We start from the raw sequence: 23,634 nt of genomic DNA on the forward strand, positions 1-23,634 counted from the left end.
TTATGCAGACCCAGCAGTGGTAAAGCATCACCATACGTCAACACTTTTTTGCCACTGGTCAAAGAAATTTCTGAGACTTGTTCACGAAGCCTAGTTTTATCATGAATTAAAAAAAAGATAAAATTATGGAAAATACTGCTCGTGTAAATTATCTCGATTGGCTTCGGATTTTTGCCATTATAGGTGTGCTGTTGTTCCATTCGGCTATGCCCTTTTCTAAGGATTATCAATGGCATATTAGCAACCCAGAAGGCAGCGATATATTGACCGAATTCATTTTTTGGCTCAGTCGCTTTCGCATGCCACTGCTGTTTTTTATCTCTGGAGCTGTAACCTGGTTTATGGTTAAAAGAAGAACAACAAGCGGATTCATACTACTTCGGTTACGCCGTCTATTTATTCCACTTATCGTGGGAATATTGGTTGTCGTCCCTCCTCAGGTGTACCTCGAACGGCTTAGCCAAGGTTACAAAGGTAGTTATTGGACATTTCTCCTTTCAGTATTTAGCTTTAAGCCTTATCCTGAAGGAAATTTTAGCTGGCACCACCTATGGTTTATTGTTTATCTCTTCATTTACGACATGCTCCTTGCTCCCTTTTTTAAATGGTGTGCAGGCGAACAAGCAGTGGATTTCAGACAAAAGCTACATTTTTTTGCTACTAAAAAAAATGTATATCTGCTGATAATTCCTACAAGCCTGCTTTACGGTATAATGGTTTCTAGTTATCCGCAAACAAACGCCCTGATAAATGATCCATTATTTTTTATTTATTGGATGGGATTTGTGCTAGTTGGATTTATCTGCATGGTTCAACCGACTATTATACAAAGTTTAGAACGTAATCGCCATTTGTCGTTGGGAATAGCTTTTCTGTTATTGGTAATTGTAAATTGCATTCGGTGGGGAAGTTTTGAATGGTCTGGTCATTCTTCCCCAGCACGCGAAAGCTGGCACACAAAACTTTTTAGCACCTCTTTTCCGTTAATGGCTTGGACTTGGGTATTTGCTATCGTGGGTTATGGCAAAAGATATCTGAATATAACCAATAGGGCGATGGATTACCTAAATACATCTATTTATCCCTTTTTTATCCTACATCAAACCGTGATCATATTGATTACCTATCGTGTAGTACAATCAACAGACGGTATTGGTTTAAAATACGTTTTCATTGTGATCAGCACCCTCTTTGCGACCATTATGACTTACCACCTCTTCATCAGACCCTTTCCTATTATGCGATTTTTGTTTGGCATGAAACCTTTGAAAAAGAAATCACCGATACCACACAAAAAAAAAGCCGTTATGAAGGGAGCAGAAGTTTCGGCTTTCTGATCATCAGTAAATAAGGTCTTTAAAGCCGAACAAAATAATGGTTAAAATAATGACAGTGAATAATTTTTTTTCGATCTTGTATAAAAAATCAAAGCATGATACAGTTCAATTGGGTAGAGCGATTTATTTTCCCCCCAACATATGGTATATTGATTTATTTCATCATACGACTGATCACTGATGTATTCGATGGTTCCAAATTCTGGTTAAGGCCGTGGCAACTGAATGCCATCGAAATTTCAACCGCTGTGGTCACCAGCTATATTATGATCTTTACCATTCGGCATATGCTAAGAAAAAACCTATATAGTATCAGCCACAACAAGCAAAAAGTATCGTCCATAAAAGAATATGCCGAAGTTATCGGATATATGGAGATTATTGTACTGGTAACCCTCTTACCGATGGCTGCCTTAACAGATGATGGAGCGCAGTTACTTGATATTGTGCTCATATGTTTGATACCACCTCTATTTATATTACTTTACTATACCATTTCAAAAGGAAATGCCTTGGTGTACATTAATTACGAACGTCAACTGCAAATCGAAAAAATAAATGCCGATCAATTACAGACAGAGCTTCAATTACTTAAAGCCCAATACCACCCACATTTTCTATTCAACGCTTTAAATACGGTATATTTTCAGATCGATGATACCAATCAACAAGCCAAACATACGCTGGAAAAGCTTTCAGAATTGCTGCGCTATCAATTATATGATCAATACGAAATAGTGCCGATCAAACAGGAATTAGACTATCTGCAATCATATATTGCCTTACAAAAAATAAGGATGAACGAAAGTTTAAAGCTGCATCTACAACTGCCCAAGGAATTAAATCGGCAATCTATTTATCCTTTACTACTTTTGCCTTTGGTAGAAAACGCTTTCAAGTATGTTGGAGGAAGTTATCGTATCCAGGTCATCGCGGCTATAGAAGGAAACCGCTTGGTTTTTGACGTGATCAACTCCATACCGGCTAATATACCGAAGAAAAAAAGTAGCGGCATTGGCCTGGAAAATCTTCGCAGGCGGTTAGCTTTACTGTATCCGGGCAGACATGAGTTGATTATAGAAAAGCAAGTACAAACTTTCAAGGCTACATTGAGCGTAATTTTGTAACAAATTCTACAATGGGTAAAGACAACGCTTTCTATTGCACAAAAAAGAAAAGAGAAACAGATACCAATCAATAATACTCAAAATGAACGGTCGATGTTTAAAATTTCATTTTTTATCACACAGGAAAATGTAAATTTATTCACGTATTTTAAATGTCGAATTGGTATTCATGAACCCTTCGGGGTTTGAATAAGATAAGCCCCATCTGATCGATGGATAAATCCCGAGCAACGGCTCATGAGTAACATTGAAAATTAAATACTGACTAATAATTATGATGAAATTAAAATGTGTTATTACAGACGACGAACCCATCGCTAGAAAGGGTTTACAGGGATATGTTGAAAAGCTTGACTTCCTAACCTTGGCAGGCACTTGCGAAGATGCCTTATCTTTAAATACCCTTCTTAAAAACCATGAAGTTGATTTGCTCTTTCTTGACATTGAGATGCCATATTTATCGGGCATAGAGCTATTACAATCACTAGCTACGCCGCCCAAAGTCATCTTAACTACCGCATACGAACAATATGCACTGAAAGGCTATGAACTGGAAGTGATTGACTATCTGTTGAAGCCTATTTCTTTTGATCGTTTCTTGAAAGCGGCCAATAAGGCGGTTGGCTTATTTAATAATGACCAGCGGTCTACCATCTCTGATGATGTTTTTGTTAAAGTAGACGGCAAAATAATCAAACTAGCTTGGCAGAACGTTCTCTTTATTGAGGCGTTGGAGAATTACGTATGCATCCATACCTCTACAGATAAGCACATTGTGCACATCACCATGAAATCCATTTTGGACCAAATACCTGCGAATTTTATACAGGTACATAAGTCTTCTATAGTAAATATAACAGCTATCGATGGTATTAACGGTAATATACTGGAAATAGGAAGTGATAGAATAACAGTTTCCCGAAGTTTAAAAGAGTCGGTCATGGAAAAAATAATTAATAACAAACTATTAAAACGTTAATAAACAGGATCTATACAATATGCCTACAACGGATATTCTATCATTTACCATAGCTGACGCAAAAAAGGAAATTGAAGCTTATAATTATTATATCGCGGGTGAAATATAAAAAATGCAATAAAACGGCCATTAATAAAAAAAGTAAAAGCCCCGCTTTTGGGTTAGCAGAGCCTCTACCATTTTAAATCCAACCTGTTTACTAAACGGGTTAACATACCTATTCGCTACAAATCATCTACTATTTTTTGATATTATCTGTTTAAGGTCAAAAAACGACGCTCTATCGTATAATTTGGTTTGTTTAAAAGGTAACTTGCAATAGGATGTCTAATCATTTATCTGTTACTGTTTCCACCAACCGATTAAGTATACGTTCTCTATGGTCTGGATTCAGTAATAAAATTTGATGCTTACCCTTTGTTGGAGAAAAACGAGTCATACCGTCGTCGTCAATCATTATTGTCCCCGAAATCGAACTTCCAAAATAATTCTGGTGGGGTTCTATCGCTTGCAATACAACGGTGAGATCCCATGTTTCTCGATTATAAGGCATCTTCATATAGTGGAAATAAGAGTTTACAATAGGATGATGCCAATATTGCGGAAATGCGCTCAATAATTTATCGGCTGGAAATTTCAAAGCGTTCCCAATTTCCCAACCACTCACGACAATGCGTGTGGGCCAATTTTTAAACACCTGTTGAGCTGCTTGCACATCTTTCACTACATTATATTCAGGAAAAGGTTTTTTGCCAAACATACCTGCCATCATATACATGCTGATAACTTTTTTTTGAATGAGCTCCTTTCCTTCCAGACTTGAAAACTCGTCAGGTCTCGATGACAACAACTTCGCCATATTCGTAGAGAACCCCACCACAATTAAGGTTACTGAATGGTCAGGCGCCGCGGCCAAAACTTTTCTTTGCAACTTATAGGCTTCCGGCACCTGCTTATATCTTTCCGGCGTCGATAAGAATAGGCGCTTTCCATTTTCTTCATAAGCTAATGTTTGCTGCATATATAGTCCTGAATCTGGAGTGGGCCCCGTTTCACCTATATATCCAATGGCTATATCTCGCAGGCCATAATACGTATTCAGCATATGAATATAGTCTACGGTAACTGGATTTGCTTTTGATATGGTAATAGCCTTTAGATCAACCTGTTCCTGCTTCTGATAATTATAAAGCATTGCCATCGCTAATACATCATCAATATCGTTCCCTATATCGGTATCAAAAATGATTGTTTGTTTTGACTGTTGACTATGAGCATTTATTGTTCCCATCATTATGATAACAAGTGCCAATAGTTCCAAAATGTTTACTTTCCTTTTTTTTATACACATCACATTATTAAACAAGTATGAACAATGTTTTCAAAGAAAATGCCGGCCATAGTCCCTGTAAATCAAATGGTTCAATCATCTTTTCTCTAGCATTACTCAAGTGGATTTGGGATACCCGCCTATTATGATGGTTGCATTTTAATTGAAGTTTTTGGCCACTTGAAGATACATTATATAGGCGAACAATAATTCCATTGCCAGACAATGCTGGCTTTACTGCTGTTAATAAGATATTTTCATCATTCAAAGAAACCTTAAGAGCGCCGCAATAGGGCAACGAAAGCTGCACCGAGTTGGCGATTTTGGTTAAGAGATTTAAAATATTTTTTTTCATTTTTGGCTAGTTTTATGGTTTGGTCGCCCAGATCAAAGGTGCGCACTTAAGCCATCCGATGGTTTATCGCTATATACCACATAGTCCCATGCCTGTAATTTATAATCGTGATGCTGGTCTTTAATCACTATTTTAACCTGATGTTTGCCTTTTGGAAGCGCGTATTTCCAGAAAAGATCATGCCGTCGCGTACGGAAAGCGGTAGGCAACTGCACTGTTTCAACTTTTTCACCGTCGATATAGCAGTCGGCTTCTACAATGCCTTCGGGCAGGTCTTCATGATCTTTATTCGCTGTTCCTCTTAAAACAAAACCGGTTCCTTCAAAGGCAAAAGTGAATTCGGCATCTATAGGTCGATGAACCTCTTCGCGAATAATAGGGAAAAAACCCTCAAGGCACTTTTCATAAGCAACCGTTTTTGGTATCTGCGTTTTGATCACAACCATTTTCTCATTTACTTCGCCACCGTTACGACCAATCATATCTAATGCATGTTTATAGCTGGCCTCATAAACTTTATTGAGCGACATATCGGTATATTTAAAATTCATATCCTCTATATCAGTCAATCCTTGCTTCCAATAAGCAGGAATTTTATCGTAGCCAAAGAGTGTACCTAAAATTCCACCGGCCGTAGCAGGATTACAGTCAGAGTCTTGGCCAGCACGTGTGGCTATTTCAAGTGTTTGTGTAAAATCGCCATCACCATATAATAACCCTAACACAACGTATGCAGCGTTTACTTTAGCGTCGATATTAAATGGTAGAAAAACACCTTCTGGGCAGCCTACTTCTTCTGTCCATTTTTTCTGAATTTCAAACCATGTCTGTTTCCAATCACCGGGGTATTGTTGGTGCCAATGAATAACGTCACTGATACATTGGTGAAAATCACTTTCAGCAGGGATCGTTTTAAGGGCTTCCCCAACAATCTTTTCTATATCATCATACAAAAATGCTAATGAATACATAGCGCCAACATATACACCGCCGTACCAACCATCGCCATAATTCATAATATGGCCTACTTTATCACTTATTTGAGATGCAGAGTTTGGCATACCTGGGTTCATCAATCCAGCAAAATCGGCCTCTATCTGATAATCGATATCATCCGCATGAGGATTATTCCGCCAATGACCGGATGCAGGTGCTTCGATCCCATTTAAGATATTAAAACGAGCAGCCTGATTGGCATGCCATAGGTTATAGCCTGCATAGGCAAAAGCATTTGCAAAAGAATCAACAGGTGCATCAATACCTAATCGTTCTATAATGTCAACAAAAGTTAAATCCATGTAAATATCATCATAAAGATCTGGCCATTCAGTCATGAGCTTTTTCATATGACCAGCATTCCATTCAATACTTTTGTAATCCTGAATAAAGGTACCATTATACTTGAACTCGGTGGGCCCTCCGAAAGAAACGCCGATAGTTTGACCGGCCCATCCTCCTCTAATTTTATCTTTTAGCACCTCATGGCTTAGTTGTAGCTGCTCCTTTTTTTCATTTTGACAAGATACAAACATCACAAAACACCCCAATCCCATAGACATAAACTGGTAAATTTTCCTTTTAGTTATCATAACAAAGCTTTTTACTTTTCTACAATTATTTTAGTTATTTTCATTTCCAGCAATGATTACAAGCACCAGCCCAGACACAAACAGGATGAACATGATTATAATGAGCGCATTAACTATTTTAGAAGCTCTCCTAAATTCCTTCCAGATAACTACTCCCCATAGGGCTGCCACCAATGTTGCACCCTGACCAAGGCCATAAGAAATCGCTGGCCCTGCCTTACCTGCCGCTATGAGGTTGAAAAGATTGCCTATACCCCAAATACATCCTCCCAATATGCCCACTAAATGAATGTTCTTTCTACCACTGAAGTATTCGCTATATGTTATAGGTGGACCTTCAAGTGGTCTGCGCATCAATAGGGTGTTAAATAATAGATTGCTAACTAGAATACCTACAGCAAACATCGCAAAAGCGGTATAAGGGGTCATTTTTCCAACCGTTGGCGACACGAAGTCAGTAAGATCCATGCTTGCGGCAATGAAGGGATAGAATGTAGACATGAGTATTCCGGCCACAACAGACACTACAATCCATTTACTCGCGGCCTTATTGCTTGAATTACCTGATTGCTGGCGAAAAGCTATCGCATTAAAAACAATAGCAAGGGTAATAAGACCTACTCCCAAAAACAACAAAACAGGGTTACCCTTACTGAGCAAAAAATAATTAATCAACACACCAATTACCAGTGCTAAACCAATGCCTACCGGGAATGCCACTGCCATACCAGCACCTGCTATGGCCGCTGTAAGTAAAATATTAGCAAGGTTAAACACCACCCCACCTGTGAATGCACTTTGGATGTAGCGGCCTTCTGCTTGTCCTAAATCATCTAAAAACGATCTTCCCGACGCCCCGATGCTCCCCATCGTAAATGCGCCGAGAACAGCTAATAAAAAGATACCTAACACATAATCCCAATAGAATAGCTCAAAACGCCATTCCTTTTGTACCAGCTTCTGTGTATTCGCCCAAGAACCCCAACAAAGCATCGTAATGATACAGAACGTAACTGCTAATGTATAATCTTGTACGACGAACATAATTGATTTTATTGGTTAGCGTTTAATAGTTTCCTTCAATACACCTAAAAATGAATAGCTTTCAGTATATATATTTATTTTATACCATTTAACAACACCTCATTACGGAACGGTATAGACGATTGTGCTCCCATCTTGGTTACAGCGATAGAGGCTGCTCGACAGGCAAATAAAGTAGCTTCTGTCAGTGCCTTACCTTCGCCCACCGCTACGGCAAGTGCTCCATTGAAGACATCGCCGGCAGCTGTAGAATCAATTGTTTCTACTTCTGGGGCCGGGATATGGCAAAATTCACCATCTTCGAATAATACTGCTCCCCGCCTACCCAACGTAATGACAACATTTTTAACTCCTTGCTCATGGATTTTTTCAGCTGCTTGCCTTGCACTTGCAATGTCGACAATCTGCACTCCGGAGAGCATCTCCGCTTCGTTTACATTTGGTGTAATAATGTCAATGAGATGGAACATACCTGAAACTAGCTCGTTTGCCGGTGCTGGATTGAGTATAACCCGCATTCCCCTCTTGTGGGCATAATCTGCCGCAAACTCTACGGTGCGCATCGGTATTTCCAGTTGAATAAGTAATATTTTGCCTTGTGGATATCTGTTTATCGCCTCTTCGACATCTGCCGGTTCAAGATGGGCATTGGCTCCGGGAGCTACCACAATACTGTTTTCTCCCAGATCATCTACCGTAATAAGAGCAATCCCGGATGGACTGTCGCGATCGGACAGTACCCCATTAGTGTCTACACCCTCCTCGTCAAACAATTGAGCAGATTGTTTTCCAAAGATGTCATCCCCAATCTTTCCAATAAATGCTACATCTCCTCCAAGACGAGCTACAGAAACAGCTTGATTCGCTCCCTTACCTCCTGGATTCATAAAGAAAGAACCGCCTAAAACAGTCTCACCAGGTTTGGGTATATGACTGGTTTTCACTACCATATCCATGTTCATACTCCCTACTACAATGATTTTTCTGTTCATACTATGGTTAAAATGGTATTCGGTTTATAATGTGGTCAAAAATAAGTGATACAAGAAACATAAATTAGCCATTTTTTTATATTTTTATGAATTATAAAACCTAATAAACTAAATAAATAAAATATAACTAATTGTTATACAATAATTTAAAATATCATAAATAAAATTTTTAATAGTTTAGTCTTCAATATGTTAGCTTTTGAATTGGAAAAACTGATAAAATCACTGTCCGCTACGGAAAAAAAGCTTTTCCGACTTCATTGTGCCAAACTCAAAAGCCATAAGGATTACCTCCTACTCTTTGAATTATCCATTGATAAAAATAATTCAGATAATAAAACTCTTAGACAGCGCTTTAAGGAAAAGTACCCATCGAAATCGTTCGAGAATACGTCGAACTATCTATATAAGATCCTTACAGATATACTAGTTCAAATACGCGTTGAACAAGACCTTCGGTACATGCAACATCATAGCCTGATGAAAGCCCGCCTATGCTTTGAACGATCTATTCCTAATAGAGGAAATAAGGAATTACAGAAAGCATATAGGTTGGCTCAGGAGAATCAAAATTATCCAATGATATATCAAGCAGCACGGATGGAGCTCACTTTATTGGCCGATATTGGTTTTCCAAATATAACAGAGCAGCAATTGATAGATTTACAAATGAAAGCCAAGCATACTTTGCAATCTTTACGTCAACTCCATGAACATTATTCACTTTATGAGTTGTTGAGCCACCGTCTCACCAAAGGAAGTTTGACTTTCAGTGGTAAGCAAAATGAAAAAATAAATGACCTGATATTAAGCGAATTAAGCATCACTACTCGAGGAAGTCAACAGCAATTTGAAACGCAAAAGCTGCATATGTTATTCCAGTCTTTTTTCTTCATTCACACAGGAGAATATCAATCTGCATTAACGGTATTTAAAGAGCTTAATACACTTTTTGATACGAATAGAAAGATATGGGACTTTCCTCCTTATGATTATCTCTCCGCACTAGATGGTATATTGGATAGCTTAAGGAGTATAGGTTACTATAAAGAAATGGCCCAGTTCATTGATCAAACGCGAGCGTTGTCAAATAAAATGTATCCTGATCATTTTAAAGGTCTTGCCCAGCTCATTGCGCAGGTATATTCACTGAATATGTCTATTGGTATGGTAAATCTGAACAAAGCACAGCAGTTGCTGCGTATTTTTAGAAGCGAGAAACCACGGATTGAAGTAGCTGAAGGCCATGAAAAACAACTTGAATACCTATATTTTGAAGCGTTAACCTATTTTTTAATGAACCAATTGCATAAAGCGAGTAAACACATTAATCAGCTTCTTACGATAGGTAAACAGGCACCTCAACTTGGAATGTATCGTGCTGGTAGATTACTGAGTACACTCATTTATTATGAACAAGATGATATGGAATACCTTGAATATGAAGTCAGATCTTATAAAAGATTATTCAGCAAATTTGGGAAAGCCTTCAAAATAGAAAAAATGGTCTTTAACACTATTTCATCGGATCCTAAACGACGAGGCAATGCTTGGAAAAAAGCCATCTGGAAAAATATAAAACCTAAATTAAATGAAATAAAAAAGGATAAAGGAGAGCTGCAATTATTAAAATATTTCGATTGTTGTGAATGGATCAAAAGTAAATATATCACCATCAACAGTAGTGATATCGATGTAGCTAAGTAAATGTTTCCGTATATTTTTTATTTATTCGCTGAACGTATCACCATTTAACCTATCTATAAGATTTCGCTTATAAAAACGTCCAATTGGTATAACATCAGAAGCGATTCGTATCCTGTCGCTTTTAAAAGAGTTAATTTTATGAATATTTACAATAAAAGATTTATGTGTTCTCATAAAATCTTCTTCGGGCAGTTTTTCTTCCATATAACTAATTCTTTGATAGGTAACGATCGTTTTTTGAAGCGTGACTATTTTGATATAATCTTTAATACTCTCAATATACAGAATATCTTTTAAGAATACTTTTATCAATTCCTTATTTACATTGAAATACATATAAACCGATTCCGACGTACGATTATTTTGCAACATCTCAAAGTTTGCTGGAACTGTCACCGTATGTGTGTACTTCGATACTGCTTTTAAGAATCGCTCGAACCGAAAGGGTTTAACCAGATAATCAAGCACATCCAAATCAAAGCCTTCGGCAGCGTGTTCGCGGTAAGCTGTTGTTATGATGATAGCCGGTTTATGGAAAAGAGCCTTAACAAATTCTAAACCATTTAATCCGGGCATCTGGATATCGATAAAAAGAAGGTCAATTTCATTTTGCTGAATAAAATTAAAAGCATCCAGGGCGTTGCTACTATGAAAGATCAATTGCAATGAATGTATTTTATCGATATATGACTTAAGCAACTGTAAAGCAGGCGGTTCATCATCCACCGCCATACACCGGATTCTGTTCAAGTTTTCCATTTTTTATTTTAAGAATAGCTAAAAAAGTGCCTGACTCCGATAAAACATTTAGATCGTGCATCCCTTCGTATAAAATTTCTAAACGCCTTCGTACGTTCTCCAAACCAATTCCCGTGTTACTAACACCATTCTTGCCAACGCTGTCGGGATAGTTATTTTCTATTTTAACGGTTAGTATATCTTCTTTAATAGAAAGATCCACTCGAATCCACGCATCTTGATTTAATTTACTTGCCCCATGTTTAAAAGCATTCTCCACTAACGGTAATAGAAGCATTGGACTCATATAAAATTTATCGATGTCAGATAATATATTCAGTGACACATCTAACTTATTGCCAAATCGGATAGTTTCCAGTTCAATATAATTTTGAATGTATTCGACCTCTTTGGAGAGCGGTACCATATTATCTTTTGCCTTATACAGATTATAATCTAAAAAAGACGATAAACGGTGTATTAGATCGGGAGTTTTGGGTTTTTGCTGTAGTGAAAAAGAATAAATATTGTTAAGTGTATTAAAAATAAAATGAGGATGTACTTGCATTTTCAATAGTTCCAATTCCGAACGTATTTTTTCTTTCTGTAAAGTATCTGTGAGCTTTTGCTGTTCATAATAAGACCTGAAAAAATGGATAAAGGAGTATAACCCAACAATAAGATACATATTTACCATATCAACAATAAGCTTCGGCAAGTAAAAAAAGGGCTGAAGGTTACCTTCGGGATAATATCTTGGATAGGTATAATAATAGTAAAACAACCTTCGGATAAATAACAAGATAAGCATGGTGCCTATTGCCGCTACCCAGAACAGTTGCTTTTTGTCTTTCAAATAATAATTATTAAAATATACATGTACTGTGAGTGTGGCGGCAATAATTGTTGTAGGTACAAATAAACAGGTAGACATAAGGTGTCTTCTATACTCGCCGCTCATATAAGCCTGGGTCAACCAGTCGTAGCAAAAATACAGCAGCCAAAACACAGCATTAAATACGTATTGGTTATTCAACCACTTCTTTGTCAACGAAAACATATCCTAAATCTCCTACAAAACACTAATTTAGTTATTATTCTTATAAACAACCTATTTTTTTGCCCTACGACGTTTTATGCCCGACAAACTGCATTTGTATTACCTTGTTGTCCTTTGATCTAAAACCAGGCTGTTGGGCTAAAAATAATAGGAAAGCTGTTCTTCCTATGTTTCTTTTGTACACAGATGTCGCGCTAGTTACCATTAACCGGTTGCTTGCGCTTCACTGATAATACTTGCTTTAATGTTTCGGTTTTTTCCCATTCGACACGTGTTGTCGAATATAGGTTACCAACATAAGATATAAAAATTGGAACATTTAGTAATAACTATCGGCCTGACAAACAAAAATAGAAAGCATTAAGAACATAACATTTGTTAAACAATTAATTTATAAATCATGAAAAAATTAGTAATTATAAAAATAGCGTTTGTATTTACCGCTATTTTTTATTGTGGCATAACAGGGGCGCAAACACTGGCCATGAAAAGATCTAAAGATGTCAAAGTGCAAAGCAGCAGTAAAATAGTAGACGATATGTTCAAGGTTATACATGACAGAAGCGATCATAATATGATAAGAAATCCCCGTATTCTTAGACATTTCACGGAGCGCTTTGCTGATATTTCTGATGTTCAATGGTATATGGTTAACTATGGCATGTTGGCCAAATTCATTCAGCAAGACATTCCATATACAGTTGGTTATGACGAAAATGGCGCATGGAAACACACCATTAAATACTTAGCAAAACGGCACATACCAATAGACCTAAGCAAAAAAGTTGACAAAAAATATGCTAATTATACACTGTTAAGAGCACACGAAATTCATGTTCCAAACCATCAAGATACGATTTATATCGTTCAGCTGCAAAATGAAAAACAAATAAAACACGTACGTTTCAGCAAAGGTAATGCGCTGGTTGTTCGCAGCATGAAAAGATGGATTTCTGAATAAAAACGCATGAAGAATGGTACAGTAATAGAAGGCTTTACTAATCAGTCAAAATATCCATTCGTATATTAGAGACGCCTTAGTAAAGCCAAACTATAGTTTTTTGTTTCGCTTATGAAAAAACTTTAAATAAATAGATAATAAAGTCACTATAGCAAAGCTTATAGCTGTTATCGTATCAATCCAATCTGCATCACTGTTCAAGCCAGTCAGTTTATCTACTATATATTTAATAAATGAGTTTGGCAGATCCTTCTCGCCTAACTCTTTCTTTACCTGCCATTGCCAATCAGTTATAGGGCAATAACCTATACCGAACCAAATACCAAGCACCAGCCAAGAAAAAGCTGTAGCTAAAATGACATAAAAATGTAGTTTTCGCGTAGCCCTCCAAATCCACCCCAATAAATTGAATCCTATAATAACTAAATGGAGCAGCGTTAACAGCAAATCTAATAAGACGTACATGCACCTTAAATAAAGTTATTCTTCTTTTCTAACAATGGTACTGCATATTGGTTTACAATAGGAATAAGGAGGCGCCACACCTGTGGTTGTTCTGGAACCTTACTCAACGTGACAAAATGACCTCCTTATTCTTTTTGTAAGACTCTCTTTTTAATATGATGAATCTCATATTTTATGAACCAATTCCTCTATTCTTTTGTTAACATAACATACAAAAAATATTACACATGGAATTGTTAAAAAGCAAAGTTGCAATAGTTACTGGAGCTGGCTCAGGTATAGGGAGAGCTATTGCCGAGTTATACGCTAATGAAGGAGCAAAAGTAGTGGTTTCTGATATAAACGAGCACGCCGGTAATGAAACGGTTAACGTGATAACTGAACGTGGCGGAGAGGCCTTTTTTGTGAAGGCAGACACGTCTAACTCTAGCGAAAATGATTATTTAGTTGATCAAGCTATTACAAAATATAATGGGCTGCATATTGCTTGTAATAATGCAGGCATTGGAGGTCCTAACTCTCCAACGGGTGAGTACGACGTCGATGCGTGGAACAAGGTAATTGCGATAAACTTATCTGGAGTGTTTTATGGTTGCAGATACCAGATTCCAGCAATATTGAGCTCAGGAGGTGGGGCTATAATTAATATGGCTTCAATTCTTGGGCAGGTTGGTTTTGCGGGAAGTGCTGCATATGTAGCTGCTAAGCATGGTGTAATAGGCTTAACAAAAAACATATCGCTGGAATATGCTGATCAGGGCATTCGGGCTAATGCTGTTGGGCCAGCATTTATTAACACTCCGCTTTTAAAAGATATGGATGATGAAACTATTAAGTGGTTGATAAGCAAGCATCCGAGTGGACGTTTAGGCGAAGCCAATGAAGTAGCAGAACTTGTGCTTTGGCTAAGCTCTGGTAAAGCTTCTTTCGTAAATGGTGCTTATTATCCGGTAGATGGTGGATACTTAGCTTCCTAAATTCTAAAAAAAACGCTTATAAAATTAAATCTTTATAAAAACCGCGTACCTCGCAGTATGCGGTTTTTATAATATTTACCTGGATCTTATTCTGGCAGCACTGCCCAAACCACATTTGCTGCGTCATCTGCAACCAACATATAATCTGGCGAAAAAGTAACACCTACCGGCCGGCCATATACTTCATTTTTTTTTGCATTTGCGATAAATCCCGTAAGAAAGTCCTCGTGTTCCCCTACAGGCTTCCCATTACTGAAAGGAACGAAAACGACCTTATAACCTACGAATTCCGAACGGTTCCAAGAACCGTGTTGGCCAACATAGGCACCTTCTTGATATTTATCTGATTTGTTGAAACTCAAACCAAGTGAAGCGGTATGTGACCCCAAAGCAAAATCGGGAACAAGCGTTTTTTGAACCAATTCCTCTTCTCTCCCTTCCAAACGAGGATCGGGATTAGGCCCCCAATAAGCAAAAGGCCAACCATAAAAACCATCCTCCTGCACGCCTGTAATATAATCAGGTACGATCATATCACCTAACTGATCCCGCTCATTGACTGCTGTCCACAGCACGCCTGTATGGGGTTCAAAATCTATCCCCACAGGATTTCTTAGTCCAGCAGCATATATCCGTTCCCCACTCCCATCCGGATTTATTTCCAAGATATTTGCACGTCGCTTTTCATTTTCCAATCCATTCTCTGCCACATTACTTCCAGATCCAACGGTAACGTAAATTTTCGAGCCATCCTTGCTAGCAGTTAGGTTACGTGTCCAATGGTTATTATACCCTCCCGCAGGAAGATCCAATATTTTCTCACCTTTTGAGTTTATTTTCTTGTCACCTTCCTTATACGGATACCTCCTTATCTCATCGGTATTCGCTACGTAAAAATAATCTGCCAATATCAACATACCAAAGGGCTGTTTCAGACCATTTAAAAATTCCCCTTCAAAGTCGGGTGTGCCATCTTTATCGGTATCCCGATAAATTAAAATACTATTCGCACTTTTTCCCGCTTTAACATTTCTGGCTGCGGCCTTATCCGGATCTTCGCCAGTGCGCTCTGTTCGAGACTGTGCCACAAAAACATCTCCATTAAGCCCTACATAGATATTGCGTGGACTATTGAGGTCAGCAGCAAACTTGATTACTTTGTAACCGGATGGAGCAATTGGCGTCCGGCCTTCTGGCCAACCGATCACTTTTGCATATTTATTTTGTGGCGCAGTAGCCAATGGTTCTGCAAGCTGTATAAACGTTCCGTATTCTGTTGCAGCATCCTGATCAGCCAATGGTTCTTTTTTTTTGCGGTTGCCCTCACCACAGGAAAAGAAAGAGAAAATACTGAATACCACTAAAAAAGAAAATGAAAAACACCTCATTGATTTTATATTTAATGCGTATAACTCAACTGTGTAGGAAAAACACTATATAATTAGAAATGTTTGAATTGTTCCCACCATACGATCAACTGTGGGTTGTCTAATTGTTCTTTTTCCGACAGGTCAATACTTTTATTGACCATATATAGGTTGTTATTAGTCAGTGTATCTGGTTCAGGGAAAGGCGAAGCATAGGCTTTGGAGATAATCATATCTCCTTCTATCATCTCTACAGATTGTCCTTGATCCGCATCATAGGCTGCAACTCTGAAACTAGAAGGACTTAGTACCTTAATCTCCATAAGACTGGTGAAGATATATAAGGGAAAATCTTTTTTTTCATCGATATCAAAAAAGGCATCTCCACTAAAACGAATATGATGGTATTGTTGTATGATGGTGTCTTCCGCCATACTGAGACTATCAATAAAGAACACCTTCACGGTACTATCCAACAATACTAACTTATTACTAGGAGGGGGAATACTATCCCCCATCATGGAGCGGTTCTCATCATTTAAAGGTTGATTTGCATGGTTCCCACACTGATAATAGCATAGGATAATTAAACCCAAACAAATAGTAAAAGCCATTTTTTTTAAATTCACCATAAAGTTTTCGATTGTTAAAAATTCTAAGTTAAATGTTTATTCTATTTCTTACTATATCCCCCATTCTTATTTTTGTGTCTTCTTCTTTAAAAAAATCCGGTATATTCGCTTATGAATCTATTGGGGAATTTGATATGGCTCCTATTCGGCGGCTTTTTTGCTGCTCTTGGTTATCTATTCGGCGGCATTATATTATGTATTACCATCATCGGTATACCTTTTGGCATCCAATGTTTTAAATTGGCAGGATTGGCGTTATTTCCCTTTGGTAAGAAAATCATTAACCAACCTCAGGCGTCGGGCTGTTTGAACCTCTTCGCAAATTTAGTATGGATTTTATGCGGTGGTTTATATACAGCTCTTAACCACTTGTTCTGGGCAACAGTTCTGGCTATTTCCATTATAGGAATACCTTTCGCTAAACAACATTTAAAATTGCTGGAAGTCTCCCTCATGCCATTTGGAAAAAAAGTAATCGACTAGCTTATATGGACGCCGTCATAGGCAAATAAATCACCAATAATGAGCTAGCTTATCAATCACGTGCAAAACCAACCACAAAAGCAACTACTTCAAAGCTACTACGCGCAAGAGCTTTTTCACCGGGAACAATTAGCCGAAACGGCCCTCTTCCTTCGGGGATCGCTTTGCCATCCATTTGATCTGCTAAAATGACGACGCGATCGGAAAAAGAACTATCCAATTCTGCCAAGGAAAATAAGACCTCATAACCATCAGCACATTTTACCAGTAAATATTTAGTTAAATTCTCACCCCTAAGCTGTTTGCCTAAGGTTACACCAGCGGAGTCAAGTATACGCGTTACGGGCACCCCTTCGTATTGATGAGAAGTACCTTCCCGATCTTTCAGGATAGCACTTGCCCGTTCCATCCTGAGCAAATCCGGTGCATTCAATTCAAGTTCCTTCAGTACTTCTCCCCGAATAGTAATAGATGGTATCTTCTGCGCCAGGGAAGTCACAAAAGCTAAGCAAAAAAACAAAGTGAGTAATCGTTTCATTTTTATCGTCTAAAGATGTGCATTATAGATTATATCTATTATTTGTTTATGAACGGATCAGAGAAAAGAGGATTTGAAATAAAAGTAGTGTCTGTTAACAAATTGAGAAAGCGGATAATATCTTCTTTCTCTTCCTTTTTAAATTGCAAACCGTAAACGTCCTGTTCACCGGAAGTATTTCGCAAAAACGGACTTAAGGTAGGGCTTGCTTTGATATGTTCACTATAATGATCCAACACCTCTTCCAATGTTTCGAACCTTCCATCATGCATGTATGGAGCAGTCAAAGCTATGTTTCGCAGTGTAGCTACTCTGAAACGAGCCGTATCGGCTGCCAAACCTGTAAAAGCAGCTCTGCCAACATCCTGTGCCACCGCGTCTAAACCATTATTATGATAAAGCTCTGTAAAGGTCTTTGGTCCGCCATGGCAATGTCCGGATGCTACCCGTCGCATATCCCCTCTTTCCTCGTGTCCAAAAAAAAGCGCTATTCCCCGTAATTCCGCTGCAGAGGGTTGATAATTTCCCTGTAAATATTGATCGTATTTAGAGTTTTCCGATATCAATGTTCTGGTAAATTGGGCCAATGCATAAATGATCTGCTTATCTGTAATTTTCTCCGTTCCAAAGGCCGCTTTAAACATTGGTGGGTATATTGGCATTTCTTGAAGCTTTTGTGTCGATATATCCAAGGGTTGTCCCATCTCACGTGCGTCTGTCAACGGAATAACCACCTGATTTTCCAAACCTTGTGCCCGACCATCCCAGAAGAAATTATTTACCCATAATAGATTGACCAGCGCCATTGCATTCCGATCGGTCAATGTACCATCCGTCCCTTCACTAAATCGTTCACCGTTGGTAAATGACAATTCTTGTCGGTGACAAGTGCCACAAGAAATATTGTTGTTTGCGGATAATGCCTTTTCATAAAACAGCATGCGACCTAAGGCTACTCCGTTTTTTGTCAACGGATTACCCGCATTTTCATAAATTTTATTTCCAAAATAAGATGGATAAGAAAGTACAAACCGTTCGTTTTCCTCTTGGATAAGATTGATCTGAAAAGCGCTTTCCAATAGAAAAGAACAGCTGACGAGCAGTGTCAACACACCTGTCTTACAACCGTATATTCTTTTTAGCACAGTAAAGAGGCTCTTCATATTGTCACAGTTCAATGGATTAGTACTTAAACATCAAATTCACAAAATAATTCCTCCCAGCTTCCGGATAACCTTCTGCAAGGGCATAATTTTTATCAGTCAAGTTGTTAATACCACCTTCTATAGACAGTTTTTGCCATATTGGTACTGCTGCTCGTATATGAAGCAATGTAAAACCACCTACTTTAGTGCCGTAGCTTGTGCTATAACGACTACTATTATACTCGATATTTGCCTGCAAAGAATATTTATTGGCGGTTTGATATTGTATATAACCAAAAGCATTATGTTCGGGAACATCGACAAAATATACCTCCGGATTAGTAATATTCTTCCTCCGTATATATGTGTAATTGCCTCCAACTCGCCAGTCATTAACGGAATAACTACTTCCAATTTCAACACCACTATACTTAGAAATACCGGCATTTTGAAGCTGGCTAAGCCATATTTCTGTTATTGGGTCATACCACACATTATTCATACTTAAAATAGTGTTACGAATATTACTATAAAATAAGGCTGTATTTATATGTAGTGTTTCCCAGAAGCTGCCATTATAACCCAGTTCATAATTAATCGTATACTCAGCGTCAAGATCCGGATTAGGAATGGCCGTACCCATACGGAAGGAATAGCGGTCTTTAGTGGTAGCAAATCTGGTTTTTCTGGCGACCGACAGATTGGTTATATGTCTTTCATTAAACTGATAAACTAAACCTCCTTGAATATTATAGGCATTGTTACGATTAGCGGGAAAGTCGGTTATTTCATTGGTCTCACTATTATAATCCTGAGCTTCTATACTGCCTCTATGATTATAACTGAAACCTGTCAACAACTGTAAAGCGGAAGTCATATGAAATATGTTTTCTAAACCAATGGTCAACGTCTGATCGGACATAGTACGTTCGGGCTCTCCCTCGTTGTATTCACGGTGCACATCCCGTTTATATTGTAAAGTAGCTTTTACGATATCTCTGTCAGCCCATAGGCTTTTACCATACTCTGCAACACCTCCAAGTGTATAATCGTTATAATGACTTTCAAAGGCATATGGTCTGGTAATGCTGGTATAACTTCCATCATCATAAGAATTTAACTGATTCTTGAACACGTCGTAGTAAAACCTTGTCTTTATATATTGTGTCTCATCGATGATATTATTTGAAATAAAATATAAACTTTGTTTATCCCAATAGGGCCATTGCCAATAACGTGGTTGCCGAAGCAGATTGTTTAAAGTATCACTTCCGACATAAACGGGAGATCCCTTTTCGCCATGTTGATAACTATAACTTAATGCATATTCTGATCGATTGTTGGGCGTGTACCCGAGTTTAAACGCGTATTTATCATCTCTATGAGATGAATTTCCTCGCGCTCCCCCGTCTTCCGCGGGTATAGGATTGAAACTAGACGATAAAGGAAAAAAATTCCGCTGTAAACGTGAGATACTCCCCTGAAAGTAAAATTTACCCAAATTACTACCAATATTAATATTACTACGGTACCCACCTGTTAACCATCCGGAGGTAACCTCCATTTCAAAGGCGTTCATGGGCTTTCGTGTAACCAAGTTGATGGCGCCCCCCATGGCATTAGGTCCATATAATACAGACGTGTACCCTTTAGAGATGTTAATTTCGGCTAAATCAAATGTCGTAAAACGGCCAAGATCAGCATAGCCGTCATAGGGAACATATACAGGAATTCCATCAATCAGAAGTGGCACCTGTCTGAGGTCAAAACCACGCAAGTATATCATCGCTTCGTTCCGTGGGCCAACGTTAGACATGGTAACCCCAGGCAACAAATTCAGGGCCCGAGAAACGTCCGTTTTTGCAAACGCCTCAATTTCGGCACTATTTATTTTCGAATGCATTTGCGTTTCCTTTTCAGCAGTTACCACTACTTCTCCTAAATGAAAGACATTGCTGAAACTGGTATCTCTTTCAATGGTTGGAAGCACCTGCTGGCTATGAGATAACTTGTAAAATAACAAACAGGCAAATAAAGGGATATATGATCTCATAATTTAGGTTTCGTTATTTATTTAAAAATATAACGGTTAACAAAAAAATAGTTTAAATATGAATATCGATTTGTTCTTTCTCAAGGAATTGTCTCAACTTTTCCTGCAATGCCAGATAATTATTGATCGTTTCTTTTGCTTTATTTGAAATGAATGAACCTCCTCCATGTTCCCCACCGGCATTAGTCAAAACAAATGGATGCCCGGTCACTTCATTTAAGCGATTGACAATTTCCCAGGCCTTTTTATAAGACATTTTCATTTTTTTTGCTGCCTGACTAATAGACCCGGTTTCGTTTATGTATTCAAGTAAAGTACATGGACCGGGGCCGAAACATTTCACACCATTTATTTCTATCCAAAGTTTATTTTTTAACTGAACGTTTGATCCTTTCATGGCGATATTCAATCAGGTATATTCAAGGGTTATTTCAGGCTATTTGCAACATCACGCATAAAAATAAAAAAAAATGTTTTTTTCAAGTTATTTTCCATGATTATTTCTTTTATATAGGAAAATATTACGCTAAACCTCCGATGTTCGTTTTGTTGAAAGCCAGCGTAAAGTTATCAATAGCTGACCTTTATAATTTGCACATACTTCCTTCAGTTATTGTTCAAAGAATACGATTAAGTATGACTAAAATTTGAAAAAGTCGACATCCGTTCGATATACTAAGCAACTACTATTCGAGCCGCTTAGTTATTTTTTTATATGTTATTTTTTGTTTCCTTTGAAAGATACTAATATGACGAATCAATTATAAAAAATGGATAAGACATCTTACATCTGTTCAACCTGTGGAATACAGTACCCTCCAACAGCTAATCCTCCAACCGTATGCAAAATTTGTAGCGACGAACGTCAGTATATCAATCCAAATGGGCAAAGTTGGACAACACTACCCTTCATCAACAAACACCATAGAAACGTCGTTGAAAAATTACGGGAAGATTTGTATGCTATTTATACCACACCTTCATTTGGAATTGGCCAACGAGCCCATCTATTACTTACTCCCGATGGTAATATATTGTGGGACTGCATAAGTAATATAGATGATAGCACAGTCGATTTATTAAATAGATTAGGCGGCGTAAATGCTATAGCTATTTCTCATCCCCATTATTACTCTTCGGTGGCAGAATGGAGTGCACGTTTTGATGACGCCCCGGTATATATTCATGCTAAAGATGAGCAATGGCTTGGAAGAATAGATTTTAATCTTATTCTCTGGCATAGAGAACAAAAAGAGCTTTGGGAACATGTAAAATTAGTAAACTGTGGCGGGCATTTTGATGGCGCCAGTATATTACATTATAATCTAAATGATGGTCTATTGTTGGTTGGTGATGTTATCCAGGTATGTCCGGATCTAAAATCGGTTTCATTTATGTATAGTTACCCCAATTATATTCCTTTACCAAAAAAAGATATTCTACAGATAGCTAAGCTGTTAAGTAAGCTAAAATACGCTAGCATTTATGGTGCCTTCGGACATTATTTATTAACGCATGCGGCAATGCTCACAGAGCAATCTATCAACAGGTATTTACGTATTTACTAATGTATTGAAAAAACGGGATATCCACTTTTTAAAAATATTTTCTAAGTACATGAACTACAAAGCGGATATGCCCACCACACCTACAGGCAGTTTGATATGTAAACATCTAATAGTCATCATTTTAACTTAATAGAGAGTTAAAGACATCACACGGTGATCTTGATAGTAGAGGAAAAGCTGCATAGGAAAAGAACTTATTTTGGCGTTTAGCCGCTCCTATCGGGATATGCCAGTGGTTTATTTTTTTAAGAAAGGTCTTATTAAGTTCATCCAACACGTTAAGATTTAGCAGATATTTCTTATGTTTACAGCCTCATAACATTTTATTGGAACGGCTATTGCATAATATAAAACTTACCGATCGACAATCAATATATGAAGAGACACCATAAATTAATAATATTCAATGAAACCACCATAGGTTACGTCATCAACCGACTGCGTATTTAGATTACGCATAAAGAAACAATGCAAGAGTACTTACAAGAACTCTTATTGAGAAAGCTTAAGGTAATAATAAAAACAAATTAAAATACTAATGAAACTTTTTAAATTTTTTTTCGTATCAAGCGTAGTTGCTGTTTTGATCTTTTCATTACAATCATGTAAATCTAAAAAGATGACGGTTAAGCCGGGTCCTCAGGTAGAGACTGTAAAAAAAGAACCGGTGGAGGAAAAACAACCAGAACCAGAACCAGAACCCGTCAGAGAGGAGCCGGTTAAGGAGGAACCTAACTTTGATTTTCAGAATATTTTATTTGAATTTGATTCAGGTGTACTAAAAACGGAGTCTTATCAAGTGTTAGACCATATTGTAAGGGAAATGAAAAAAGATCCTTCTGCTAAATTTGTCGTGAACGGCCACGCTTCCATTGAAGGTTCTCCGGAGCACAATATGGCTCTATCTGTTGACAGGGCAAATGCTGTCAAACTATATTTGGTAAATGCAGGTATCAATTCAGACAATCTACTAAGTAAAGGACATGGTGCTACCCAACCCACTGCTACAAATGATGATGAGCAGGGAAGATCATTGAATCGTCGGGTAGAAATTGAAATTATCAAATAAAACATAAATCGCACATTGCGATAAAGGCATTAACTACTTTTTATGTAAGGACATTCGCTAAAAAAGTGAATGTCCATTTTTATTTATAGCTTTTATTATTTACTATTAAATTACGATG

Annotated in this window: 23 protein-coding genes; 9 read left to right on the forward strand and 14 right to left on the reverse strand. The window is 37.7% G+C overall.

What is annotated here, in order from left to right; genetic code table 11:
* The first annotated feature begins 125 nt into the window (after positions 1 to 125).
* The 3 genes from H8S90_RS20130 to H8S90_RS20140 all read left to right on the forward strand — a co-directional run bounded on the left by H8S90_RS20130 (position 126) and on the right by H8S90_RS20140 (position 3,443).
* Positions 126 to 1,337 (forward strand): acyltransferase family protein, encoded by a 1,212-nt coding sequence (locus H8S90_RS20130; protein WP_187339597.1) that lies wholly within the window; start codon positions 126 to 128, stop codon positions 1,335 to 1,337.
* Positions 1,338 to 1,432: 95 nt separating this feature from the next.
* Positions 1,433 to 2,464 (forward strand): sensor histidine kinase, encoded by a 1,032-nt coding sequence (locus H8S90_RS20135; RefSeq protein ID WP_187339598.1) that lies wholly within the window; start codon positions 1,433 to 1,435, stop codon positions 2,462 to 2,464.
* Positions 2,465 to 2,738: 274 nt separating this feature from the next.
* Positions 2,739 to 3,443, forward strand: a complete 705-nt coding sequence (locus H8S90_RS20140) for a LytTR family DNA-binding domain-containing protein (RefSeq protein ID WP_222852147.1) — start codon at positions 2,739 to 2,741, stop codon at positions 3,441 to 3,443.
* 331 nt (positions 3,444 to 3,774) lie between these two features.
* Here the strand turns inward: H8S90_RS20140 and H8S90_RS20145 are convergent, their stop codons facing one another.
* The 5 genes from H8S90_RS20145 to rbsK all read right to left on the reverse strand — a co-directional run bounded on the left by H8S90_RS20145 (position 3,775) and on the right by rbsK (position 8,753).
* Positions 3,775 to 4,737 (reverse strand): nucleoside hydrolase, encoded by a 963-nt coding sequence (locus H8S90_RS20145; protein ID WP_187339599.1) that lies wholly within the window; start codon positions 4,735 to 4,737, stop codon positions 3,775 to 3,777.
* 64 nt (positions 4,738 to 4,801) lie between these two features.
* Entirely contained in the window at positions 4,802 to 5,128 is a 327-nt protein-coding gene (locus tag H8S90_RS20150) for a glycosyl hydrolase-related protein (RefSeq protein ID WP_187339600.1), read from the reverse strand.
* 32 nt (positions 5,129 to 5,160) lie between these two features.
* Positions 5,161 to 6,717: an ADP-ribosylglycohydrolase family protein gene (locus tag H8S90_RS20155; RefSeq protein ID WP_222852148.1), complete on the reverse strand. Its 1,557-nt coding sequence runs from the start codon at positions 6,715 to 6,717 to the stop codon at positions 5,161 to 5,163.
* Between the two features lie 30 nt (positions 6,718 to 6,747).
* Positions 6,748 to 7,761, reverse strand: coding sequence for a GRP family sugar transporter (locus tag H8S90_RS20160; protein WP_187339601.1), 1,014 nt, complete (start codon positions 7,759 to 7,761; stop codon positions 6,748 to 6,750).
* Positions 7,762 to 7,835: 74 nt separating this feature from the next.
* A complete protein-coding gene (gene rbsK, locus H8S90_RS20165) occupies positions 7,836 to 8,753 on the reverse strand; it encodes a ribokinase (RefSeq protein WP_187339602.1) in 918 nt (305 codons plus the stop codon).
* Between the two features lie 462 nt (positions 8,754 to 9,215).
* Between rbsK and H8S90_RS20170 the strand changes: the two genes are divergently transcribed.
* Positions 9,216 to 10,460 (forward strand): hypothetical protein, encoded by a 1,245-nt coding sequence (locus H8S90_RS20170; RefSeq protein WP_187339603.1) that lies wholly within the window; start codon positions 9,216 to 9,218, stop codon positions 10,458 to 10,460.
* Positions 10,461 to 10,481: 21 nt separating this feature from the next.
* On the opposite strand, the gene H8S90_RS20175 is transcribed toward H8S90_RS20170, so the two are convergent.
* Positions 10,482 to 11,219: a LytTR family DNA-binding domain-containing protein gene (locus H8S90_RS20175; protein WP_187339604.1), complete on the reverse strand. Its 738-nt coding sequence runs from the start codon at positions 11,217 to 11,219 to the stop codon at positions 10,482 to 10,484.
* Positions 11,179 to 12,132 carry a sensor histidine kinase gene (locus tag H8S90_RS20180; RefSeq protein WP_255501668.1) on the reverse strand — a complete coding sequence of 318 codons (954 nt, stop codon included), beginning with the start codon at positions 12,130 to 12,132 and terminating at the stop codon, positions 11,179 to 11,181. Before H8S90_RS20180 ends, H8S90_RS20175 begins: the two co-directional genes overlap by 41 nt.
* A gap of 526 nt (positions 12,133 to 12,658) precedes the next feature.
* On the opposite strand from H8S90_RS20180, the gene H8S90_RS20185 reads away from it, so the two are divergent.
* Complete coding sequence (locus tag H8S90_RS20185; protein WP_187339606.1) at positions 12,659 to 13,219, forward strand: hypothetical protein; 561 nt, start codon at positions 12,659 to 12,661, stop codon at positions 13,217 to 13,219.
* Between the two features lie 90 nt (positions 13,220 to 13,309).
* On the opposite strand, the gene H8S90_RS20190 is transcribed toward H8S90_RS20185, so the two are convergent.
* Positions 13,310 to 13,684, reverse strand: coding sequence for a DUF2784 domain-containing protein (locus H8S90_RS20190; RefSeq protein WP_187339607.1), 375 nt, complete (start codon positions 13,682 to 13,684; stop codon positions 13,310 to 13,312).
* Positions 13,685 to 13,911: 227 nt separating this feature from the next.
* On the opposite strand from H8S90_RS20190, the gene H8S90_RS20195 reads away from it, so the two are divergent.
* Complete coding sequence (locus H8S90_RS20195) at positions 13,912 to 14,661, forward strand: SDR family NAD(P)-dependent oxidoreductase (RefSeq protein ID WP_187339608.1); 750 nt, start codon at positions 13,912 to 13,914, stop codon at positions 14,659 to 14,661.
* A gap of 86 nt (positions 14,662 to 14,747) precedes the next feature.
* On the opposite strand, the gene H8S90_RS20200 is transcribed toward H8S90_RS20195, so the two are convergent.
* Both H8S90_RS20200 and H8S90_RS20205 read right to left on the reverse strand, forming a co-directional pair.
* Positions 14,748 to 16,049 carry a sorbosone dehydrogenase family protein gene (locus tag H8S90_RS20200; RefSeq protein ID WP_187339609.1) on the reverse strand — a complete coding sequence of 434 codons (1,302 nt, stop codon included), beginning with the start codon at positions 16,047 to 16,049 and terminating at the stop codon, positions 14,748 to 14,750.
* Positions 16,050 to 16,102: 53 nt separating this feature from the next.
* Positions 16,103 to 16,642, reverse strand: coding sequence for a hypothetical protein (locus H8S90_RS20205; RefSeq protein ID WP_187339610.1), 540 nt, complete (start codon positions 16,640 to 16,642; stop codon positions 16,103 to 16,105).
* A 129-nt stretch (positions 16,643 to 16,771) separates the two neighbouring features.
* On the opposite strand from H8S90_RS20205, the gene H8S90_RS20210 reads away from it, so the two are divergent.
* A complete protein-coding gene (locus H8S90_RS20210) occupies positions 16,772 to 17,143 on the forward strand; it encodes a YccF domain-containing protein (RefSeq protein WP_187339611.1) in 372 nt (123 codons plus the stop codon).
* Positions 17,144 to 17,195: 52 nt separating this feature from the next.
* Here H8S90_RS20210 and H8S90_RS20215 read toward each other — a convergent pair whose 3' ends face one another.
* Genes H8S90_RS20215 through H8S90_RS26495 form a run of 4 tightly spaced genes read right to left on the reverse strand, consistent with a single transcriptional unit; the run spans position 17,196 to position 21,135 of the window.
* On the reverse strand, positions 17,196 to 17,681 hold the full coding sequence (locus tag H8S90_RS20215; RefSeq protein WP_187339612.1) for a molybdopterin-dependent oxidoreductase: 486 nt from the start codon (positions 17,679 to 17,681) through the stop codon (positions 17,196 to 17,198).
* A 38-nt stretch (positions 17,682 to 17,719) separates the two neighbouring features.
* Entirely contained in the window at positions 17,720 to 18,844 is a 1,125-nt protein-coding gene (locus H8S90_RS20220; RefSeq protein ID WP_187339613.1) for a cytochrome-c peroxidase, read from the reverse strand.
* Positions 18,845 to 18,863: 19 nt separating this feature from the next.
* On the reverse strand, positions 18,864 to 20,879 hold the full coding sequence (locus H8S90_RS20225; RefSeq protein WP_187339614.1) for a TonB-dependent siderophore receptor: 2,016 nt from the start codon (positions 20,877 to 20,879) through the stop codon (positions 18,864 to 18,866).
* A gap of 52 nt (positions 20,880 to 20,931) precedes the next feature.
* Positions 20,932 to 21,135: a winged helix-turn-helix domain-containing protein gene (locus tag H8S90_RS26495; protein WP_370525659.1), complete on the reverse strand. Its 204-nt coding sequence runs from the start codon at positions 21,133 to 21,135 to the stop codon at positions 20,932 to 20,934.
* A gap of 514 nt (positions 21,136 to 21,649) precedes the next feature.
* Here H8S90_RS26495 and H8S90_RS20235 point away from each other — a divergent pair.
* Positions 21,650 to 22,447 (forward strand): MBL fold metallo-hydrolase, encoded by a 798-nt coding sequence (locus tag H8S90_RS20235; RefSeq protein WP_187339616.1) that lies wholly within the window; start codon positions 21,650 to 21,652, stop codon positions 22,445 to 22,447.
* A gap of 619 nt (positions 22,448 to 23,066) precedes the next feature.
* The gene (locus tag H8S90_RS20240) at positions 23,067 to 23,516 is read left to right on the forward strand and encodes an OmpA family protein (protein ID WP_255501669.1); all 450 of its coding nucleotides are present in this window, start codon (positions 23,067 to 23,069) and stop codon (positions 23,514 to 23,516) included.
* Positions 23,517 to 23,634: the final 118 nt, after the last annotated feature.

The sequence above is a fragment of the Olivibacter sp. SDN3 genome (assembly GCF_014334135.1).
Taxonomy (GTDB): domain Bacteria; phylum Bacteroidota; class Bacteroidia; order Sphingobacteriales; family Sphingobacteriaceae; genus Olivibacter.

Bases quoted from the DNA above. Each gene is read 5' to 3' on its own strand.
- H8S90_RS20130 (WP_187339597.1), top strand. From the start codon at position 126: ATGGAAAATACTGCTCGTGTAAATTATCTCGATTGGCTTCGGATTTTT.
- H8S90_RS20135 (WP_187339598.1), top strand. From the start codon at position 1,433: ATGATACAGTTCAATTGGGTAGAGCGATTTATTTTCCCCCCAACATAT.
- H8S90_RS20140 (WP_222852147.1), top strand. From the start codon at position 2,739: ATGATGAAATTAAAATGTGTTATTACAGACGACGAACCCATCGCTAGA.
- H8S90_RS20145 (WP_187339599.1), bottom strand. From the start codon at position 4,737: ATGATGGGAACAATAAATGCTCATAGTCAACAGTCAAAACAAACAATC.
- H8S90_RS20150 (WP_187339600.1), bottom strand. From the start codon at position 5,128: ATGAAAAAAAATATTTTAAATCTCTTAACCAAAATCGCCAACTCGGTG.
- H8S90_RS20155 (WP_222852148.1), bottom strand. From the start codon at position 6,717: ATGATAACTAAAAGGAAAATTTACCAGTTTATGTCTATGGGATTGGGG.
- H8S90_RS20160 (WP_187339601.1), bottom strand. From the start codon at position 7,761: ATGTTCGTCGTACAAGATTATACATTAGCAGTTACGTTCTGTATCATT.
- rbsK (WP_187339602.1), bottom strand. From the start codon at position 8,753: ATGAACAGAAAAATCATTGTAGTAGGGAGTATGAACATGGATATGGTA.
- H8S90_RS20170 (WP_187339603.1), top strand. From the start codon at position 9,216: ATGCAACATCATAGCCTGATGAAAGCCCGCCTATGCTTTGAACGATCT.
- H8S90_RS20175 (WP_187339604.1), bottom strand. From the start codon at position 11,219: ATGGAAAACTTGAACAGAATCCGGTGTATGGCGGTGGATGATGAACCG.
- H8S90_RS20180 (WP_255501668.1), bottom strand. From the start codon at position 12,132: ATGTCTACCTGTTTATTTGTACCTACAACAATTATTGCCGCCACACTC.
- H8S90_RS20185 (WP_187339606.1), top strand. From the start codon at position 12,659: ATGAAAAAATTAGTAATTATAAAAATAGCGTTTGTATTTACCGCTATT.
- H8S90_RS20190 (WP_187339607.1), bottom strand. From the start codon at position 13,684: ATGTACGTCTTATTAGATTTGCTGTTAACGCTGCTCCATTTAGTTATT.
- H8S90_RS20195 (WP_187339608.1), top strand. From the start codon at position 13,912: ATGGAATTGTTAAAAAGCAAAGTTGCAATAGTTACTGGAGCTGGCTCA.
- H8S90_RS20200 (WP_187339609.1), bottom strand. From the start codon at position 16,049: ATGAGGTGTTTTTCATTTTCTTTTTTAGTGGTATTCAGTATTTTCTCT.
- H8S90_RS20205 (WP_187339610.1), bottom strand. From the start codon at position 16,642: ATGGCTTTTACTATTTGTTTGGGTTTAATTATCCTATGCTATTATCAG.
- H8S90_RS20210 (WP_187339611.1), top strand. From the start codon at position 16,772: ATGAATCTATTGGGGAATTTGATATGGCTCCTATTCGGCGGCTTTTTT.
- H8S90_RS20215 (WP_187339612.1), bottom strand. From the start codon at position 17,681: ATGAAACGATTACTCACTTTGTTTTTTTGCTTAGCTTTTGTGACTTCC.
- H8S90_RS20220 (WP_187339613.1), bottom strand. From the start codon at position 18,844: ATGAAGAGCCTCTTTACTGTGCTAAAAAGAATATACGGTTGTAAGACA.
- H8S90_RS20225 (WP_187339614.1), bottom strand. From the start codon at position 20,879: ATGAGATCATATATCCCTTTATTTGCCTGTTTGTTATTTTACAAGTTA.
- H8S90_RS26495 (WP_370525659.1), bottom strand. From the start codon at position 21,135: ATGTCTTATAAAAAGGCCTGGGAAATTGTCAATCGCTTAAATGAAGTG.
- H8S90_RS20235 (WP_187339616.1), top strand. From the start codon at position 21,650: ATGGATAAGACATCTTACATCTGTTCAACCTGTGGAATACAGTACCCT.
- H8S90_RS20240 (WP_255501669.1), top strand. From the start codon at position 23,067: ATGACGGTTAAGCCGGGTCCTCAGGTAGAGACTGTAAAAAAAGAACCG.